Here is a 17758-nt window from a genome sequence, read left to right on the forward strand (position 1 = left end):
TGAAAAAGTCACATTGTATGGTAAGTTTTGAGTTATAGCTTACCTAGTATGAAGAATTTTAATCCACAAGAGGTGTCCTATCTGTCCGCATCCTGAAATTTAATTCCAGAGAGTCCCCTTTCTTTAAAGAAAAGGGTTCGGTAGTTATAACTTCGAGTCCGATATGTCTTGCCGAAAACTTATAGTTGCCCTCTTCCAACGAACAAATAAAACGGCCATTAGGACCAGTCCAATAAACAGAATCCCCTATTACAATAGCAGCATTGGGTAGCACGCTGTCTATGGAGGTGTCGTATACAACACCAGACACCACTATCTTTGATAAACTTCCAGACCTGAATTTTTTACTTGAATACTCTGCTGTTCTACAACTGGATATCATGCTTATTGTAAGGAACAAACCTATTAATACAAAATTAATTTTCATGTTTTGTTATTTGAATCAGCACCCTGCTTTTTTTCCTTTTTGTTTTCTACGAATACTATTTAAATCCTTCCCCGTAAGTTCAATGGCCAAACGGTTAAGAATCCTTTTTTTATCAACCTCTCTTAATTTTCTGAAGTAACTTGTCGAAGTGAGGCCTCCCCAAGCCAAATCTTTATAAACTTGTTTGTCATTTTTTAATCCTTTACTTCTAACGTATAGCTCTTTGACACATATTTTCTGAAAAAGTCACTTTATCATGCATATTTAAAATTCCTTCACAAAATTGTCATAAAACTATTATTGATGTACCACGGATCATAAAAAGGGGTTAATTTTGCGGGATGCTAAAAAAGAAACTTCGCCAGTTCGAGTTTGTGACCCTAATGGCATCCTTAATGTCGATCGTGGCACTTGCTATTGATGCCTTGCTGCCCGCTTTGGATATTATTGGCATTTCTGTTGGTTCTATAAGCGCCATAGACAATCAGATGCTTATTACCATGATCTTTTTGGGCTTGGGAATTGGACCCTTGGTCTTTGGGCCGATATCGGATAGCATAGGAAGAAAACCTGTGGTTTATATGGGTTTTGGACTCTTCATCGTGGCCAGTTTTATCTGTATCTATGCCAATAGCCTGGAGATGATGGTTGTAGGTCGCATTCTACAGGGCATTGGTCTTTCTGCGCCCCGTACCATCAGTATTGCAATGATCAGGGATATTTATGAGGGCGATTATATGGCCCGTATCATGTCTTTTGTAACCGTGGTCTTTATTTTGGTTCCGATTATTGCTCCTGCAGTGGGTAAGTTTATCTTGGATCAGTACAATTGGCAGGCTATTTTTTATGTGCAACTCTTTTTTGGGGTTTTGGTCTCCATATGGTTTTGGAAGCGACAACCGGAAACCCTTGCCTTGGAAAAGCGAGAGAAATTTACCTCGCACATTTTTATTGACGGCCTTAAAGAACTCATGAAATATAGAGTTACCATTGCATATACCCTTATATCTGGTTTTATCGTCGGATCTTTTTTGGTGTACCTGAGCACTTCGCAGCAGATCTTTGAACAACAATATAACTTAAAAGAAGAGTTTCCCTATATTTTTGCTGCCTTGGCTATTTCCATAGGCTCTGCAACTTTCTTGAATGGTACCTTGGTTTTAAAATACGGTATGGAGCGCTTAATTACCACCTCCCTATTCGCTTTCTTTGGTATTTCACTTCTATACATCATTTTATATTACAACAGTCCCAATCCAAGTATTTGGGTATTGCTTACCTTTTTTGGTCTCCAGTTTTTTGCCATAGGTTTCCTTTTTGGCAATTTGCGTGCCATGGCCATGCATCCCGTTGGTCACATTGCTGGCATCGCTGCGGCCATTACAGGTTTTGTATCTACCATTATGGCCGTACCAATAAGCACTTTTATTGGCCATTATGTTGTAGACAGTTCGCTTCCCCTATTTATTGGTTTCTTGGTCTGCGCTTCTATTTCCATAGGTATTTGGGCCTACCTTAAGCTATCGGTTAAGAAGGCACCGGTGCAAATGGTTTAGGTAACCGCTCTATATTGTACTTACTTTTTTGTTTGTTTAAGTAGTTTTTTCGTTCTCGCTACAGTTCGTATTTTTATGGTGCTAACCAAAACCAAGAAACATGCTTACCAAAAAAAGATACTCGATCAAGGATATGGCCCGATGGACCCGTTGGGAGTCGTTATTATTCTTTGCCTTTGCTACACTCGTTACCGTAGGCTATAACATTTTTGGGTTTACTTTCCTAAACGTACCCTGGACACCCGTTGCCCTTATTGGTACTGCTGTAGCCTTTATGATCGGTTTTCAGAACAATTCGGCCTATGGTCGTATTTGGGAAGCACGCAAGATTTGGGGCGGTATTGTAAATGCTTCGCGTAGTTGGGGAATGAAAACCAAAGATATGGTCACCAACGAGTATACAGAGATCCCCGTAGATAAAGAAGAACTGGAGGAACATAAAAAAGTATTGGTCCATAGGCACATTGCCTGGCTAACAGCTTTGAGGCATGCCATGCGGCAACCGCGTAAGTGGGAAGTATTTGAAGAGAGCCATACCAACCGGGAATGGGCAAATGTTATTCATATTCAGGAGAAAGAAAATACCTTATCCGATGAGTTAACGGAGCATATTAGCCCTTCTGAGAAGGCCTATGTACTGGAAAAGAAAAATGTGCCCGCTGCCCTACTCTATTTGCAGTCCACGCATTTACGAAGTTTAAAGGAACGTGGCCTGGTTTGGGAATTTTCGTTTTTGGAATTGGAAAACCTGTTGCAAGAATTTTTTACACTACAAGGGAAATCGGAACGTATTAAAAATTTCCCCTACCCACGGCAGTATGCCACATTATCATATGTTTTTGTTTGGATCTTCCTTATTTTGCTTCCGTTCGGGATTGTTCCGGAGTTTGCAAAGATCGCATTGAGCCTAAATGAAAGTTTTCCGGTGCTTGCCCCTTATTTTGGATGGGTCGCCATTCCATTTTGTGTATCTGTTTCCTGGGTTTTCCATACTATGGAGCGTATTGGACGAGTTGGCGAAAATCCGTTTGAAGGTTCTGCGAACGACGTGCCTATCTCCACTATTTCTCGCGGAATAGAAATTGATTTACGTCAGCTTATGGATGAAGACCCACAGACGATACCAGAGCCGTTTCCGGAACAGCACAACGTACAAATGTAAAGAGGTTTCTAGATTACCAACTATTTTATATTGGCTTCCAATACGGTAAAATCTATGGTAGCCCTAGCATCCGTTGCTTCCCAGAAATTAAGGGCATTGCCCCAACTGGCATCTGGTTCTGCTTGACGAGAAAAGTTTTCCAAATCGGAATGGGTGGCATCAATCTTGTCTTGTTCAATAGTTTCTGGGGAAATTAGAACGGTTAACGCTTTGAAGTTTTTTTGCGAGTTTTCCACGTTAGGCACTCGTGCCCCATGTTGTGCAACAATGTCCGCCGCCGTTATTGTTTCTATAGCATCTGCCGTAAACTCACCAAAAGTTGCTCCTGCAACCGGGTTTACTGCCAGCTGTACAGGTTCTATGTCGTCTGCTCCTATCAATCCCATAATGTATAATTCAACATTGCCATATGGTACCGTATTTCCACCATTGGCGAAAGTACCAAAACCATCACCACCATTTAACCTTCCTCTATAGGTATCGTTCCCCAGGGAAACAAGTTCATCAAACCCACCCAGTTGTCCACCCGTGCTAGCATACCCCCAGTGACCACCTACCGTGGTATCCAAAAAACCATGGTTACCCCATGAATGGGCAATTTCATGCAAAAAGGGACCTTGTCTAATGTATTCTGAACGTGGCATATAAATAATACTCTTTAATCTACCCGAAGAACCATAGGTAGCCGTATTATCAAAAATGGGTGCTCCAATACCCATCACGTCATTTTTAATAAAACTAGACCTACCAAAGAAAAGTCCATCCGGATGACTTGTTTCTACAGACAGGATGATGATAAGGTCGTAATCGTCCTCTATATATTGATATATCTTTTGGGTAACCAGGGCTAGATCGCCCTCCCCACCGATAAATTTGGAATACTCTTCCTGTGATAGTACCATACCCAGTGTTGTTCTGGCACCATCCAATATAAAGCCCGACTCAAACGTAACACCGGCAGCGGGTGGTTCGCCCATATCACCAGTTGTATCATCCATATCCGTTTCTTCAGATTGTGGAATACCGTTTTCAACTTCGGAAATGGCGTCCTTACTACAAGACAGTATAAGGGTGAATAGTAATAATAGAATAAATGGCGTATATAAAGAAGTACTTCTTATTAAAGCAGGTTTCATGGGGTTCTTTTTAGCAATGTGTACTTATATAACTCTTCGGGTTTCATTTTATTTTTAAATACTGTCAATATTCGATTATCGGTAGAATAGTGAAAAGATCTACCCCCTATTTTACCTTTTTTTCAACTAAGAAAAGGCTGAAAAATAAAGAGTGCCGAAGAAAATTTGAAAAAAAATGATTTTTTTTAAATTTTCTTGAGTTTCGTTTAAATATCTGATTATTAATATGTTACATTCATTTTTTACTTCTTTTATGGCCTCCAAATTGTTAAATATTGCTTAAAACGGTACTATTCATAACATAGTACTGTAACAAAATTATAACTGTGGCGTCTATTGAGTGTAGATAAGAAACAAAAGATGATACGACGAAACAAAAATCAGAGGAGCACAAACCACATTTTAGGTTTTGGTTGGAGCGTAACAGACAACTCCAGGACTCCAAGCCGTATTAAAAAATTACAAGAAACAAGAAACAGTTATCAGTTAGCAATTAACAACAACATTTAAAAACTTAGAAATCATGAGAGCATCAATCCTTGAAACACCGACAGAAACAAAGAAATTTTCATTCTTTTCAAGCTTTAAAAACAGCAAACGAATTCGCTGGGAAGCACACAGACATTACAGGTAAGCAATTAGCAATAAACAGTTAGCAATTAGCAATTAGCAATTAGCAATTAGCAATTAGCAATTTACAGTTATCAATAAACAATTAACAACATTTAAAACCAAGAAATCATGAGAGCAACGATCACAAAAACACCGACAGAGTCCAAAACATTTTCATTCTTTTCCAGTTTCAAGAGCAGTAAGCGCGTTAGCTGGTCCGGACATAGGAATTACAGGTAAGCAATTTACATTTGGCAATAAACAATTAGCAATTAACAGTTAGCAATAAACAATTAACAACAACATTTAAAAACCAAGAAATCATGAGAGCAACGATCACAAAAACACCGACAGAGTCCAAAACATTTTCATTCTTTTCCAGCTTCAAGAGCAGTAAGCGCGTTAGCTGGTCCGGACATAGGAATTACAGGTAAGCAATTTACAGTTAGCAATTAGCAATTAACAGTTAGCAATAAACAATTTACAGTTATCAATAAACACTTAACAACAACATTTAAAAACCAAGAAATCATGAGAGCAACGATCACAAAAACACCGACAGAGTCCAAAACATTTTCATTCTTTTCCAGTTTCAAGAGCAGTAAGCGCGTTAGCTGGTCCGGACATAGGAATTACAGGTAAGTAATTTACAGTTGGCAATTAACAATTAGCAATTAACAGTTAGCAATAAACAATTAACAACAACATTTAAAAACCAAGAAATTATGAGAGCAACGATCACAAAAACACCGACAGAGTCCAAAACATTTTCATTCTTTTCCAGCTTCAAGAGCAGTAAGCGCGTTAGCTGGTCCGGACATAGGAATTACAGGTAAGCAATTTACAGAGTAAGCAATTTACAGAGTAAGCAATTTACAGAGTAAGCAATTAGCAATTTACAGTTGGCAATAAACAATTAGCAATAAACAATCCCACCAGTCACGTTAATCTTCATCAATCATCAATCATCAATCAAAAAGGGAGATAGGCTTCAAAAGCTTGTCTCCTTTTTTTTCGGACTTTTAGGTTACTCCAAATCTTCCGGGGGTCCAATTTCCCCCATATAGGTTATGCTACTTCTACTGCTACTTGTAAGGGAAATTGTGGTATTGCCCCCTCCGCTAATAGTAAGGATTAAATCATAATGTTCTTGCTTGTTTTCCGCATTGAATTTTATGATAATCCTGCGTTTTTTATCATCTTCTACTACCTCGTAATTTTTAGGTGCTCCCATAAACTTTACTCCTCCACTTTCACCAAAACCCCCACCGGTAAATCGGACCCCAAAATAAGGCAAATAAGCATCTACCCTACCCTCGGAAATTTTTAGATGGTTGGGGTTACCAATTAAAGTTATCCTTGGACCGGAGATAGGGTTGGCCCATTCCCCTACAAAGGTAAAGACCCCTGAGGCCACTAGTTCCTTAACTTCTTCATAAGCTTTTAATGCTTTTTCTTCCCGGAGTGCTTTTCTCTCGGCCTTGCTTTGGGCGGTCAATGTATTGGCCCCTACAAGGAGCAACACAAAAATAACGGCTAATTTTTTCATGTGATCGAGTTTTAATAGTGTGCAAAATCCAACACGCTTTTGGTTTTTAACTGTTGGGTGCAACAGCTACAAGAATCCACATTTTTTTATTTTTCTCGTGGTTCCATATTCCAAAATCTTTAACTTCTTGGTCTATTGAAAAACCTGCTTCTTTCAATTCCCTTTTTACGTACTTCATGGATAGGGTATGGGCACCTACTTGCTGACTCCGAGGCTTACCGGCCATATGAGCCTTCAGTTTCTCCAGGATAAGAATACGGCCATTGGGTTTAAGCGATTTTTTAATATGTCCCAATATTTGCATATAATCATCCATCTCGTGATACGTATCCATCACAATAACAACATCCAAAGATTTAGCTGGCAGTTTTGGATTGTCATAATCTCCATGGATTACGTTTACATTATTTATATCCGATGAGGAAAGGTGTTCTTTTAGTCTTTTGAGTCGGTCTTCCCGAACGTCCACGGCGTATACTTTGCCAGTTTCACCCACCTGCTCTGAAAGACGCAGGCTAAGATATCCCTCATGGCAACCTACATCGGCGACCTGACTTCCCTTTTCCACTCCGGCCAGATCGTAAATTTTAGCAAGATGCATCCATTGGTCCCTATCTGCCCAATCTACTTTTGTGTATTGCGCTGTTCCAAAAAAAGGAAGTGCTATAAAAACGGCAAATAGGGAGTAATGTAGCATTAGCTTCATACTCCCTAAGTTATTAAAATAGCCGTTATGTATACCTTAAAGTTCTCTTAAACTATTTTTAGTCCATAAGTCCTTGGCCTTCTATCCACGGTGCACCCGCTGCCCTTAAATCGCTTTCCAATTTTGGCAGCACAGATTTAACAACAGTACTAAGCCTACCCTTTATTTCTTCGAGCTGTGCTTTGGCCCGCGCAAAGGCGGCCTTATGAGTAGCCGTAGGACCGTAAGTAGATGACGTAAGTGCACTTGTTGCAATAAAGGAACCATCTTGTGGCGAAAGATCATTGCGTTCGCCTATTTCATTTTTCGCATGGTTACCATTGAGTTCCTTATCTATATCCAATAATTGTTCCCTGGCACTATGAATGCTATTAGATAGCGCATTGGTAGGATTGGATGCTTTGTCCAAGGCCCGTTGCATAGCGGCAACTTCCAATAGTTTTTGTGCAACCACACTGTTAGATGCTGTAAGATCTTGCTGAAAGGCCTGAAATTCTTCCCGGAAACGATCAATTTCGTCATGAGGCGCTCCTTCCAAAGCTCCTTTGGCCAAGGGTACTACCTTAAAAGGTTTTGGTTGTCCAAGCTGGGTAATTTGTCCGTTTACTCTCTTGGAAAGTGTTACGGTATAATCGCCAGGAGTTGCCAACAGATCGGTGCTAAAATAGCTATCCTCATTTACGGGTTCTAATTTTTCGCCGCTTCTATCGGGGTGATTAAGTTTCCAATTAACCCTATTGAAACCTTTTTTATTGGTTCCCAAAATGGTATTCACCACCTGACCCTTACTATTCCTTATGGTAAGCAAAACGGCGGAAGAATCTTGTCTTGTCTCCGCTTCCAGGGCCTCCCATCCAGGAAATGGTACCTGACTGTTTTGTTTCACCAAGTTCTTTTCTTTGTCTTGTCTTACATCCTTCAGGGATTTTAGCTTTTCCGATAAAAAATATGTAAAAACAGCTCCATAAGGAGGATTCTTTGCTTTGTAGTCATTATCGCCCTGTCCGTATACTCCGCCCTTCTGCACATACCAATAAGCAGGTTTAACGTTAAAAAGTGTAGCTTCGGACTTAAGCATATCCGATGTAAATTCCCGGATAGGCGTCATATCGTCCAAAACATAAAAACCTCTGCCAAAAGAGGCGGCTACCAAGTCGTTTTCCCTGCGCTGAATGGTAATGTCCCTTATCGCAATTGTTGGCATACCACCTTTGAGTTGTATCCAATTACTACCACCGTTATTGGTAAAATAAACACCAAATTCCGTTGCTGCAAAAAGGAGGTTTTTTTTAACATGATCTTGTACCAACCTCCATGTAAGCAAGCGTGTAGGTAGGTTACCATTAATGGAAGACCATGTTCTGCCTTTGTCATTACTTTTTATAAGATATGGTTTAAAGTCTCCATATTTATGATTGTCCAGAGCTGCATATACCGTATTGGCATCAAACAAATCGGCACGGATATCATTGACAAAGGCCGTGGAAGGAATCCCTTTTATACTGCCTACTTCCAATTTTCTCCATGTATTTCCGCCATCTTCTGTAGTTTGGATAATACCGTCATCGGTACCGGCATATATTAGACCTTCTTGTTTTGGAGATTCTGCCAAGGAAGTTATGGTATTGTACACGGACATCGCCACAACGTCCCATGCATTGTCCCAACTTTGTTGCTGCCCCATTATAGGTAAGGCCAAGCGTTCCTGATTTCTGGTAAGGTCGTTGGAAATAGCGGTCCAAGCATCACCTCTATTCTCCGATTTCCAAACTCGGTAAGAAGCAAAATACAATCTTTTGGGGTTATGTGGGCTAACCAAAATGGGTGCATCCCAATTGAACCTTTCGTGAGGATCCCCTGCTTTTGGTTGCGGTTGTATAAATACGGTTTCACCTGTGGTCTGATCCACTCTCCATAGCCATCCTTGTTGAAATTCGCCATAAGTAATATCAGGATTACCGGGTTCTACGGCCGATTGGTGACCATCTGCTCCCAAGGTTATCCACCAATCGGAATTGCGGATACCCACTTCACTTCTGGTACGGGAAGGCCCACCATGGGAACCATTGTCCTGCGTACCTCCATAGATGTTATAAAAAGGTGCAGAATCGTCCACAGCAACTTTATAGTACTGGGTTAAGGGCAAATTGGACACATAACGCCATTTTTTTGTAAGATCGAAAGTTTCATAGATACCTCCATCCGTACCAAACATCATATAGTTGGGATCGTTCTTTTTAAAAGCTAAGGCATGACTATCCACGTGCTTATTCTCCTCATTCATAAAAACAAATGTCTTACCGTGGTCATCCGAAATCTGTACGGTATTGCTCATCAAAATCAGTTTTCCATCGTGGTGAGGTGAGGCGTATAGTTCTTGATAATAATGTGGTCCTGTACCCCCTGAAACGGCATCGGACTGCTTTTTCCACGAGATACCGCCATTGGTGGACATAAAAACGCCCCCTTTTGTTCTATCCAATTCAATGGCTGCGTAAATTACTTCAGGATTAAAATGTGAGATGGCCAGACCAGTTTTTCCAAGGTTGGATTTTGGAATGCCCTCGGTAAGTTTTTGCCAGGTTTCCCCTCCATCTGTACTTTTATGCAAGCCAGATCCAGGTCCACCACCTAAATAGGCCGCTACTGTTCGGTGTCTTTGCCAAGTTGCCGCATAGAGGACATCTGGGTTTTTTGGATTGATAACCAGATCGGTAACACCCGTCCACTGGTTATCCCCAAGGGTTTTATTCCAAGTGTTACCTCCATCTGTGGATTTGTATAGGCCACGTTCGCCGCCTTTGCTCCATAACGGTCCTTGTACTGCCGCCCAAATGATATTGGAGTTTTCTGGATGTATTATTATTTTGGAAATATGTTCGGATTTTTTAAGACCCTTGTTTTTCCAGGTTTTTCCATCGTCATAACTAACATAGATGCCATCTCCAAAGCCTACGTGCCTTCCTCCTACATTTTCGCCCGTCCCCACCCAAATGGTATGGGAATCGTTTGGATCTATTGTAATACAACCAATGGAGTAACTGGTTTCTTTGTCAAAAATGGGTTCCCATGTGGTACCTGCATTAACGGTTTTCCATACACCACCCGATCCTACGGCGACGTACCATATGCTTTCGTTTTCGGGATGAATGGCAATATCCGCAATTCTTCCGGAGGTAAGTGCCGGGCCTAAATTTCGGAATTCGAGTCCTTTAAAAGTGTCTGTTGTTAATTGTTGTGCATCTAGGGGGGTAGAAATTCCGATAGCGCACAAGAGGGTAAGAAAAATCAGCGTAGTTCTGTTCATTTTGGTTTGAAATTATGTCAGTATTAATAAATATAAAAAGTCGCACCAATTTATGGAAATTCTAGAAAACCAAGTGCCTCTTTTTCAAAAGTATGGCAACAATTAACATATAATACAGGTATAATCCACAGTTTATCCCAACATATAGGTATTTCAATGAATTTGAAAGGCTTCCTACAAATTATTTCCTACCTTATTCAATAGAAAACTATGAAAAGATGAAAAAAATAATGCTGTTATTGCTGCTAGTAATGATGAAGGTACACGCACAGCAAAAACCCATCAAAGTGATAACAAAGGACATTCCTAACCGCTTGGCATTCTATGCGGTGAACGAGACGGAGCAAGATTATGATGTGCAGATAACCATTAAAGGAACTAATTTTAGGCAAAGTGCGGCACGGCCACGTCTTGTGCGCGTACCCGGGGCTTCCAAAGTACATTTAAAAACAATAATCCTTACACGAGGCAAAAAACCACAGTATACTTATGATCTTATGGTTAACGACAGTCTATCCAGAAGGGCCCTAAAAAAGGAGTTTACCAAAATTAAGATAAAGCCCAGAAAACCGATTGTAGTTTATATTACGGAAAAATGTATTGGCTGTGATAGCCTGATAATGCCTTTGGACGCTAGTAATTACAAGTTTACGGTACATCGATTAAACGAAGAGATCCAAATTAAAGATCAGTTAAAACGGTTCTTTACCAGGCCATTGGATTCCATAGAAACACCCATTGTAAATTTAGGAGGCAAACTGTTTACCGGTATAGAAACCTATGAGCAGTTACTGGAGGAGTTAAACAAATAGGGCCCCCACCTCCCCTATTTTTTGATGTAATTGGTCAAAACATAAAAAAGCAACCAAATAGTTGCGTATTTAAATTTATGTTTTATATTTGCAACCATATAGTTGCATTTAATTTTAAATATTTATAAACATGAAAGACGTAATTACAAAAGAACAATTCTTAAACCACTCTATTGATAAAGTATGGAGTGCAATTTCTAAAGCCGAAGAGATCTCTACTTGGTTTATTGACGCCGATTTTAAAGCCGAAGTTGGCTATGCCTACACTTTTAAAGCCAGTGAGGAGCACGGTTGTACGCAAATTAAGGGTGTGGTAAAAAATGCGGATCCCTATACTCTGGTCTACACCTGGGTGGTAGAAAACACCGATGTGGAAACTACCGTAAAATGGGTGTTGGAGCCGGCTAAAGAGGGCACAAAATTATATTTGGAGCATTCCGGAATTTCCAATTACCCAAAGGAAACCGCCGTTTCCATGTACACTAATTATGATGGAGGTTGGGATAATTGTTTTACCGAACTGACTTCTTACTTAACAAAAGAGGTCCATGCAGGATAGAATAACCAAAATATTTAAGGCCATTGCGGACCCTACAAGGCGTGAAATCTTTCACGCCTTGGTCATTGGTGCCGTGGCACTACCGATCAATCAGGTTTCCAACCAGTTTCAAATCAGTAGACAAGGTGTTACCAAACATTTGAAGACACTGGAAGATGCAGGGTTGGTAACGATTAGTACCCAAGGTAGGGAACGATTTTGTTTTGCAAATACCCAACCCTTGGCGGAGGTTAATCAATGGCTTAAATTTTACGAAAAGTTTTGGGATGGTGCTTTGGGTAATCTGGATAATTACTTGGATAGCAAAGGGTAGCCTTTACGTCTGGTTTTGGCTAACAAACGCATGCAAATTTTGCATGGAAGACCTTGTGTTTTTCTGAAATGTTCGTTTACCAATAAGCGCTATAAAAAGTTTTTTTAAGGGAGATCTGGCCTCCCAAAAAATCTCCACACCCAACTTACAAGAATTATCCGTCAGTGGGGTAAATGTATAAAACTGATACAATTTATCCACTATTGGGGGACTTGTGGTAAGCTCACCATAAATAAGTTGATCTGGGCCTACGGTTTTGGTTACGGTTACAAAATTTAGGTGTTTTCCATTGATAACGCAGATATGCTCGGACCCCAATCGGGTTACTTCTTTATCATTGTATTCAAAACTATCCACTCCCTTTACCCAAAGGTGTCGGTATTTGTAATTTGTGATGTATTCCATTAGCGCATTGGCAGAAACGGGGTAGTCCAATTTTAGGGCAATAGGTGCTTCACAATCAAAGTCTATACTCCTGGGTTGTTCAAAAGCCCTAAGGTTTAGTTTATTTTGATCGATGAGCGTGTATATATAGGGCACTTCTTGCCCATCATAAGAATCGGACCCTTGCAAAAATCGAAAGACCTTGCTGTAGTAATAATCGGAAAGTTCTATTGTCTGGGCGAGATCTTTACTTACCAAGGCGTAGTTATCGCTATCCACAGAATTTTTTAAAAGTCGATGTGCTCTAATCACCTCTTCCCCAAAGGGTTTGCGGTTACCTTGTACCTCTATATGCTGCAATACCCCACAATGTGCTATTATTTTCAATTCTAGGTCGGGCGCAGTAGCACAGGCGTTACACGGGCATATTCTGTTCTTTTCGAGCATTTTTAAGTGGCTGTAAAAAGCTGTGAACATCAATTCTATTTGCGCCAATAAATTTTCTTGGGACGGAATTTCCTCTTCTTTATAAAAGAAAAGGGCGTCTCCCTCAATTTCTGCAAGTTTTAAATCTTGAGTATTAGCACTGATCAGTACTTCCAACAGCTCGGAAATTACGTGCTGACTATGTTCTACTTCGGTGGTTTGAATGAATTTAGTATATCCGGAAATATCCGGAATAAAGAGTAATGATTTTTGCATATTATAAAAATAGCGAATCCCTTCCATGGATTCGCTATTTTAACGTAAGCTTTGGATTATACTGTTCTGGTTTCTATTCTTCTTCCATGGTATTAAGCAGGTGCCTGAAGCCTAGGGCAACCCCGTTTGTCCAACCAAAACCATCCTGTGTCTCGTATTCCCCTCCTCCAGAAAGTAGGCTTACGTCTTCAACGTTATACTTTTCCATCATTTTACCGGTATTTTTGTAGACCCTCTCATTGAGCGACAACCAACGTTGCATAATTTCTTTGGCATCGTCCTCATACCCATAATTTAGGAGTCCGTTTACGGCAATCCATTGCAGCGGTGCCCATCCGTTTGGGGCATCCCATTGTTGTCCGGTTTTTTTAAGTGTGGTAACCAATCCCCCGTCCTTTAAAAAATCTACGAGCAACTTTTCTTCTATGGCTTCGGCCTGTTCTTCGGTGGCGGTATTAAAGAATAAAGGATATGCCCCGGCCATGGTAAGTTCATCGGTACTGGTTTTTTCTTTAAAATCATAATCCATAAAATATTGTATCTCCTCATTCCACAGATACCGTTGCATGGCTTGGTTACGCGCACTTGCTTTTTGTGCATATTCTTTCTCCTTTTCCGCATCACCGTCTAACTTATATGCTTTGGCGATATGGGTTTCCATAAAATGCAAAAGGCAATTTAGGTCTATGGGGACAATGGATGTGGTGGTGGTAGAGCCAAAATCCCCATCGGTAGCAAACCATCTACTACTATAGTCCCAGCCCGAGGCCGCCCCAGCCCTGAGGTTGGCATATAGTGCTTCCTTTTCTTTAGCGCTGGCCAAGTCTGCGGCCAAATGAATATCTTCCTTATATGCTTCTTGGCGTGGCGTTTTTTCGCTATCCCAATATCTGTTAAGTATTAACCCGTCCTCTAAAAGTACCACATGCCTTTCTGCAGTAAAAGGCGTGTTCAACTTATCGGAACCAGCCATCCAAAATTCATATTCTTTAACCATTTGTGGCAGATAGTTCAATAGCACTTTTTCATCCTTACGTGCCAGTGCGGCCACCATTGGAGCATAGAAAGGTGGCTGCGACCTAGTTAAAAAATAATCGCGCGTACCATTGGGGATAAAGCCCACAGAATCTATTAAAAAGGAAAAGTTATCTACCATATTGCGGGCCAATTCTTCTTGGTTGTCTACCAATAATCCCTCTAATGTAAAATAACTGTCCCAGTAATAAATTTCTTGGAACCGTCCGCCCGGAACTACATATTTATGGGGCAAGGAAATTCTTGAGGAGTATGGAATTACAGCATCGGGTCCTCTGGTAAGCTTACTCCAGATACTACTTATGTGTTCGTACATGGTCTTTGTGGTATCTGTGGCAAAAGATAATGTAGCCATAGATTTATCGCTAAAATTGGCTTCCACAAAAGTGTTAAGATCAAAACCAGCTTTATTCTTTTCTTCCTCGTACAGCACAACAAGTTCCTCGTAGGAAAGTTTAGGCACCAAATCCACTAAGGTTTTGGAATCTTTGAATACTGCATTCAATTGTATATCCTTAAAAAGCTGGGTCTCATAGAAATTATCCCCAACTTTTGGCAAAGAGGCTTCTTGCTTACAAGAAAATGAGAGGAACAAGCTTAGCAATAATGTAAATCTGATAATTTTCATAGTTTGGTTGGTTTATATCTGGCAATACCAAAATATTGACATTAAAATTTTTAAGGTGATGAATTTAACCGTAAGATCGTCATTTTAAGTCAAGTTCTAAAAATACTTCTTTTAATAATTCTTGTACGAGTTGAAATCTCAGTAATGGCCCATTTTCCGATCTACTTTGATTGTTTAGCATACTTATACTTAATCTACTTATAGGATCGTATAACATATATGATCCGTAACCTCGCATACCACCTGTATGTCCCCACATAGTGCGCCCTTCAAAATGAAACCTTCGTACCCCTAGCCCATAGCCACTCCAATAAGGATCGCCAGAATCTACGGTAATAAAGTTAAGCATCTTCTCCCTGGATTCTTGGGAAAGCACATTTCCTGCATATAGATGATAAGACCATAAGGAAAGATCTTCTGCTGTTGAAAAGATATCGGCCGCTGTAAAAAAAACGCTGTGATAGGCATCTCTAAACTGGGAGGATATATCGGTAAGGGCGGTTTCCCCATCAAGAGGTCGCCATGGCGCAGCTACAGGCCCGTTTGGGGTTTCATCCGTTCCAAAATAGATACTGTTTAAGCCCAAGGGATCCCAAAACCTAGTTCTCATAGCCTCCCCTACGGTTTTCCCTGTAACCGCTTTGATAATTAGACCCAAAATTAAATAATTGGAGTTGGAATATTCAAATCGCTCACCAGCAGAAAATATGGGATCGCCTATATAAGCAGTTAGTTCTTCCGATGGGATAGCAGAATCCAAATTAGCCTCTACCCGAGGCCAAATATCGCGGTGTTGAAAATAGCCTTTTAAACCGCTAAGGTGATTTAGCAACTGAAAAATAGTAATGGATCCATCAATATTTTCAGAATTTAGTGATAACCATTTGTTTATAGGGTCTTTTAGACTAAGCCTTCCCTCCTCTTCCAACCTTAGTATTGTAGCGGCCACTGCGGTTTTGGTAATACTTGCGATGCCAAATCGCATCTCTGGGCGCATAGCTTCCTCAGCGCTTGATATTCCCTTGGCGAAACTCCAGCGTTGCTCTGCCCCGATGCGTATAGATACTGTAACGCCTTGCAATTGTCCGGGTCCTACCTTAGAATCGGCAATAGCCTCCAAGCGTTGCGTTAGGCTACTTTCCTCTGCCGGTAATTCCTTTTCCTCTTGTTGCCGCACATCAGCCGTTGACATGTCATCACCGCTGCTACAGCTGTATATGAAAACTACGACAAAAGCACAAAATGCAAAGTACGGCGCAAAACGCTTCATGACAAATATTCTATTTTTGAAGTAATACACTTTAAAGATAGAATAAAAACAAAACGCTGCTATGAAATTTACTTGTAAAGCGGGGGTATCTTAAAGGAAAGCACAACATTATAATTGATTGTACGTTTATTTTGAAAACAAAGAATACCATGCAGTACTTGTCCAAGGAAATAGAGGCACTAGTAAAGTCTAATAACAAAAAGTCTTTGGTAAAGAAACAGGAATCTTGTGGTATTTTTCAGGATTATGGCAAATCAAGACGTAGTCCGCCCTCCATGAAGACAAAAGCTCAGAATAGTTAGAATTCAGCGTTTTCGTTCCTGTATAAATTCCCTTACTATTTCAGGTAAATTGTGTTCATCAAAAACGGCAGAATAAGTATGCTCTTGCCAGAAGAGTTTTATATGGTATAGGTGACCGTCCTTAATGTCGTGAGAAGTATTTGTTTGCGCCTCCAAAACCTTAAGCAGTCTTTTTTCCAAGTTTTCATCCATGGCTATTTCCCCCTTGTATACTGTGGGTATGCCCGTAAATCCACCTTCGATTAGAATTTCATATTTCATACGGAAACGGTACTTAATCCTACGGCTTCAAAACTTTGGGCAATGATTTCACCTGCACCTTTACAGACCTTACCTTTATCTTCTAAGTTCTCGGTGTTTTTAAGTATTTGTTGTAGCATATCATTAAAATCAGCGGTACGCCACAAGGTCTTTAAGGTTTCGAACCAAATGAGCGCACATTCATCCAATCCAATTTCTAGACAACTAAGGTAAAAGGCTTTGTTTGGTATGCCAGAATTGATATGTACTCCTTGGTTATCAGCGTTTCCAGAATAGTAGTTGTCCATATGATCGGGTTGATTGTCAAAATCATTGGCTGTCCCAGGTGCTTTTAGGGAACGTATTGCTTTACCCGGAAAACGCTCGGTTACCACAGTATCGCCAATTAGCCAATCTGCCTCTGAAATATCTTGCTTCAAATATTTTTGTTTGATGACCGTCCCAAAAACATCCGAAAAGTGCTCGTTCAGCGCACCTGACTGGGATCTATATTCCAGATTGGCCAAAAATTGGGTAACACCATGAGCGAGCTCATGGGCTACAACATCAATGGCCTCGGCAAAATTACTGAACTCTTTCTGATCCCCATCACCATAGGTCATTTCGTCTCCATCCCAAAACGCATTATTATAGTCTACTCCATAATGTACGTTAGAGATAACCGATAGCCCTGCCCCATCGATGGAGTTAAGGCCGAAGGTTTTCTTAAAATAATCGCGGACAAACCCAGAAGTATCATAGGCAGCGTTAACTGTTTGATCTTCCACTGCTGCTGCACCTTCCTCTCTTACCAAGGTAACTTGCTGTGAATACTGATTTTCGCTATCGTAAACAAAGCGTTCTCCGGTTCCGTCTTCCAGGGGATTAAGAAGTAGGTTGTTGAGTGCAATATTGCGATTATGAAGTATCCTATGGGTATCGTTAAGGGTTTTTTTGCAGCTGATACTGCCGCGTCTTGCCAATTCCTCCAGAATATGCGGAGGCACTATATGGCACGTATGTTTGTGGCACATGGGGTAAAGATTAAGGGGTTATCC

16 protein-coding genes are annotated in these 17758 nt (G+C 40.5%); 6 read left to right on the plus strand and 10 right to left on the minus strand.

Annotation, left to right across the window (positions count from 1 at the left end):
- Nucleotides 1-58 precede the first annotated feature (58 nt).
- Nucleotides 59-382 (minus strand): carboxypeptidase-like regulatory domain-containing protein, encoded by a 324-nt coding sequence (locus ACEQ81_RS10080; protein ID WP_411030759.1) that lies wholly within the window; start codon nt 380-382, stop codon nt 59-61.
- A 386-nt stretch (nt 383-768) separates the two neighbouring features.
- Between ACEQ81_RS10080 and ACEQ81_RS10085 the strand changes: the two genes are divergently transcribed.
- Nucleotides 769-1983, plus strand: coding sequence for a multidrug effflux MFS transporter (locus ACEQ81_RS10085; RefSeq protein ID WP_411030760.1), 1215 nt, complete (start codon nt 769-771; stop codon nt 1981-1983).
- A gap of 100 nt (nt 1984-2083) precedes the next feature.
- Nucleotides 2084-3145: a bestrophin family protein gene (locus ACEQ81_RS10090; protein ID WP_411030761.1), complete on the plus strand. Its 1062-nt coding sequence runs from the start codon at nt 2084-2086 to the stop codon at nt 3143-3145.
- Between the two features lie 20 nt (nt 3146-3165).
- Here ACEQ81_RS10090 and ACEQ81_RS10095 read toward each other — a convergent pair whose 3' ends face one another.
- The 4 genes from ACEQ81_RS10095 to ACEQ81_RS10110 form a co-directional block, all read right to left on the minus strand.
- Nucleotides 3166-4281, minus strand: coding sequence for a hypothetical protein (locus tag ACEQ81_RS10095; RefSeq protein ID WP_411030762.1), 1116 nt, complete (start codon nt 4279-4281; stop codon nt 3166-3168).
- 1639 nt (nt 4282-5920) lie between these two features.
- On the minus strand, nt 5921-6442 hold the full coding sequence (locus tag ACEQ81_RS10100) for a DUF4251 domain-containing protein (RefSeq protein ID WP_411030763.1): 522 nt from the start codon (nt 6440-6442) through the stop codon (nt 5921-5923).
- 46 nt (nt 6443-6488) lie between these two features.
- Nucleotides 6489-7148 (minus strand): class I SAM-dependent methyltransferase, encoded by a 660-nt coding sequence (locus ACEQ81_RS10105; protein WP_411030764.1) that lies wholly within the window; start codon nt 7146-7148, stop codon nt 6489-6491.
- 58 nt (nt 7149-7206) lie between these two features.
- Nucleotides 7207-10455, minus strand: coding sequence for a VPS10 domain-containing protein (locus ACEQ81_RS10110; protein WP_411030765.1), 3249 nt, complete (start codon nt 10453-10455; stop codon nt 7207-7209).
- Between the two features lie 218 nt (nt 10456-10673).
- Between ACEQ81_RS10110 and ACEQ81_RS10115 the strand changes: the two genes are divergently transcribed.
- The 3 genes from ACEQ81_RS10115 to ACEQ81_RS10125 all read left to right on the plus strand — a co-directional run bounded on the left by ACEQ81_RS10115 (nt 10674) and on the right by ACEQ81_RS10125 (nt 12139).
- Nucleotides 10674-11267: a hypothetical protein gene (locus tag ACEQ81_RS10115; RefSeq protein WP_411030766.1), complete on the plus strand. Its 594-nt coding sequence runs from the start codon at nt 10674-10676 to the stop codon at nt 11265-11267.
- Nucleotides 11268-11397: 130 nt separating this feature from the next.
- Complete coding sequence (locus ACEQ81_RS10120) at nt 11398-11826, plus strand: SRPBCC family protein (protein WP_411030767.1); 429 nt, start codon at nt 11398-11400, stop codon at nt 11824-11826.
- Entirely contained in the window at nt 11816-12139 is a 324-nt protein-coding gene (locus ACEQ81_RS10125; protein ID WP_411030768.1) for an ArsR/SmtB family transcription factor, read from the plus strand. Before ACEQ81_RS10120 ends, ACEQ81_RS10125 begins: the two co-directional genes overlap by 11 nt.
- 3 nt (nt 12140-12142) lie before the next feature.
- On the opposite strand, the gene ACEQ81_RS10130 is transcribed toward ACEQ81_RS10125, so the two are convergent.
- The 3 genes from ACEQ81_RS10130 to ACEQ81_RS10140 form a co-directional block, all read right to left on the minus strand.
- A complete protein-coding gene (locus ACEQ81_RS10130; RefSeq protein WP_411030769.1) occupies nt 12143-13225 on the minus strand; it encodes a DUF2652 domain-containing protein in 1083 nt (360 codons plus the stop codon).
- A 73-nt stretch (nt 13226-13298) separates the two neighbouring features.
- Nucleotides 13299-14888 (minus strand): alpha,alpha-trehalase TreF, encoded by a 1590-nt coding sequence (gene treF / locus ACEQ81_RS10135; RefSeq protein ID WP_411030770.1) that lies wholly within the window; start codon nt 14886-14888, stop codon nt 13299-13301.
- A 79-nt stretch (nt 14889-14967) separates the two neighbouring features.
- Nucleotides 14968-16158 (minus strand): serine hydrolase domain-containing protein, encoded by a 1191-nt coding sequence (locus ACEQ81_RS10140; RefSeq protein ID WP_411030771.1) that lies wholly within the window; start codon nt 16156-16158, stop codon nt 14968-14970.
- 149 nt (nt 16159-16307) lie between these two features.
- On the opposite strand from ACEQ81_RS10140, the gene ACEQ81_RS10145 reads away from it, so the two are divergent.
- On the plus strand, nt 16308-16460 hold the full coding sequence (locus tag ACEQ81_RS10145; protein ID WP_411030772.1) for a hypothetical protein: 153 nt from the start codon (nt 16308-16310) through the stop codon (nt 16458-16460).
- Between the two features lie 3 nt (nt 16461-16463).
- On the opposite strand, the gene ACEQ81_RS10150 is transcribed toward ACEQ81_RS10145, so the two are convergent.
- Entirely contained in the window at nt 16464-16721 is a 258-nt protein-coding gene (locus tag ACEQ81_RS10150) for a hypothetical protein (RefSeq protein WP_411030773.1), read from the minus strand.
- The gene (locus ACEQ81_RS10155) at nt 16718-17734 is read right to left on the minus strand and encodes a M4 family metallopeptidase (protein ID WP_411030774.1); all 1017 of its coding nucleotides are present in this window, start codon (nt 17732-17734) and stop codon (nt 16718-16720) included. The genes ACEQ81_RS10150 and ACEQ81_RS10155 overlap by 4 nt, the downstream gene beginning before the upstream one ends.
- Nucleotides 17735-17758: the final 24 nt, after the last annotated feature.

Source organism: Spongiimicrobium sp. 3-5 (genome assembly GCF_046557915.1).
Lineage (GTDB): Bacteria > Bacteroidota > Bacteroidia > Flavobacteriales > Flavobacteriaceae > JBHEBG01.

Coding starts and splice junctions, on each gene's coding strand:
- ACEQ81_RS10080 (WP_411030759.1), bottom strand. CDS start 382: ATGATATCCAGTTGTAGAACAGCAGAGTATTCAAGTAAAAAATTCAGG.
- ACEQ81_RS10085 (WP_411030760.1), top strand. CDS start 769: ATGCTAAAAAAGAAACTTCGCCAGTTCGAGTTTGTGACCCTAATGGCA.
- ACEQ81_RS10090 (WP_411030761.1), top strand. CDS start 2,084: ATGCTTACCAAAAAAAGATACTCGATCAAGGATATGGCCCGATGGACC.
- ACEQ81_RS10095 (WP_411030762.1), bottom strand. CDS start 4,281: ATGAAACCTGCTTTAATAAGAAGTACTTCTTTATATACGCCATTTATT.
- ACEQ81_RS10100 (WP_411030763.1), bottom strand. CDS start 6,442: ATGAAAAAATTAGCCGTTATTTTTGTGTTGCTCCTTGTAGGGGCCAAT.
- ACEQ81_RS10105 (WP_411030764.1), bottom strand. CDS start 7,148: ATGAAGCTAATGCTACATTACTCCCTATTTGCCGTTTTTATAGCACTT.
- ACEQ81_RS10110 (WP_411030765.1), bottom strand. CDS start 10,455: ATGAACAGAACTACGCTGATTTTTCTTACCCTCTTGTGCGCTATCGGA.
- ACEQ81_RS10115 (WP_411030766.1), top strand. CDS start 10,674: ATGAAAAAAATAATGCTGTTATTGCTGCTAGTAATGATGAAGGTACAC.
- ACEQ81_RS10120 (WP_411030767.1), top strand. CDS start 11,398: ATGAAAGACGTAATTACAAAAGAACAATTCTTAAACCACTCTATTGAT.
- ACEQ81_RS10125 (WP_411030768.1), top strand. CDS start 11,816: ATGCAGGATAGAATAACCAAAATATTTAAGGCCATTGCGGACCCTACA.
- ACEQ81_RS10130 (WP_411030769.1), bottom strand. CDS start 13,225: ATGCAAAAATCATTACTCTTTATTCCGGATATTTCCGGATATACTAAA.
- treF (WP_411030770.1), bottom strand. CDS start 14,888: ATGAAAATTATCAGATTTACATTATTGCTAAGCTTGTTCCTCTCATTT.
- ACEQ81_RS10140 (WP_411030771.1), bottom strand. CDS start 16,158: ATGAAGCGTTTTGCGCCGTACTTTGCATTTTGTGCTTTTGTCGTAGTT.
- ACEQ81_RS10145 (WP_411030772.1), top strand. CDS start 16,308: ATGCAGTACTTGTCCAAGGAAATAGAGGCACTAGTAAAGTCTAATAAC.
- ACEQ81_RS10150 (WP_411030773.1), bottom strand. CDS start 16,721: ATGAAATATGAAATTCTAATCGAAGGTGGATTTACGGGCATACCCACA.
- ACEQ81_RS10155 (WP_411030774.1), bottom strand. CDS start 17,734: ATGTGCCACAAACATACGTGCCATATAGTGCCTCCGCATATTCTGGAG.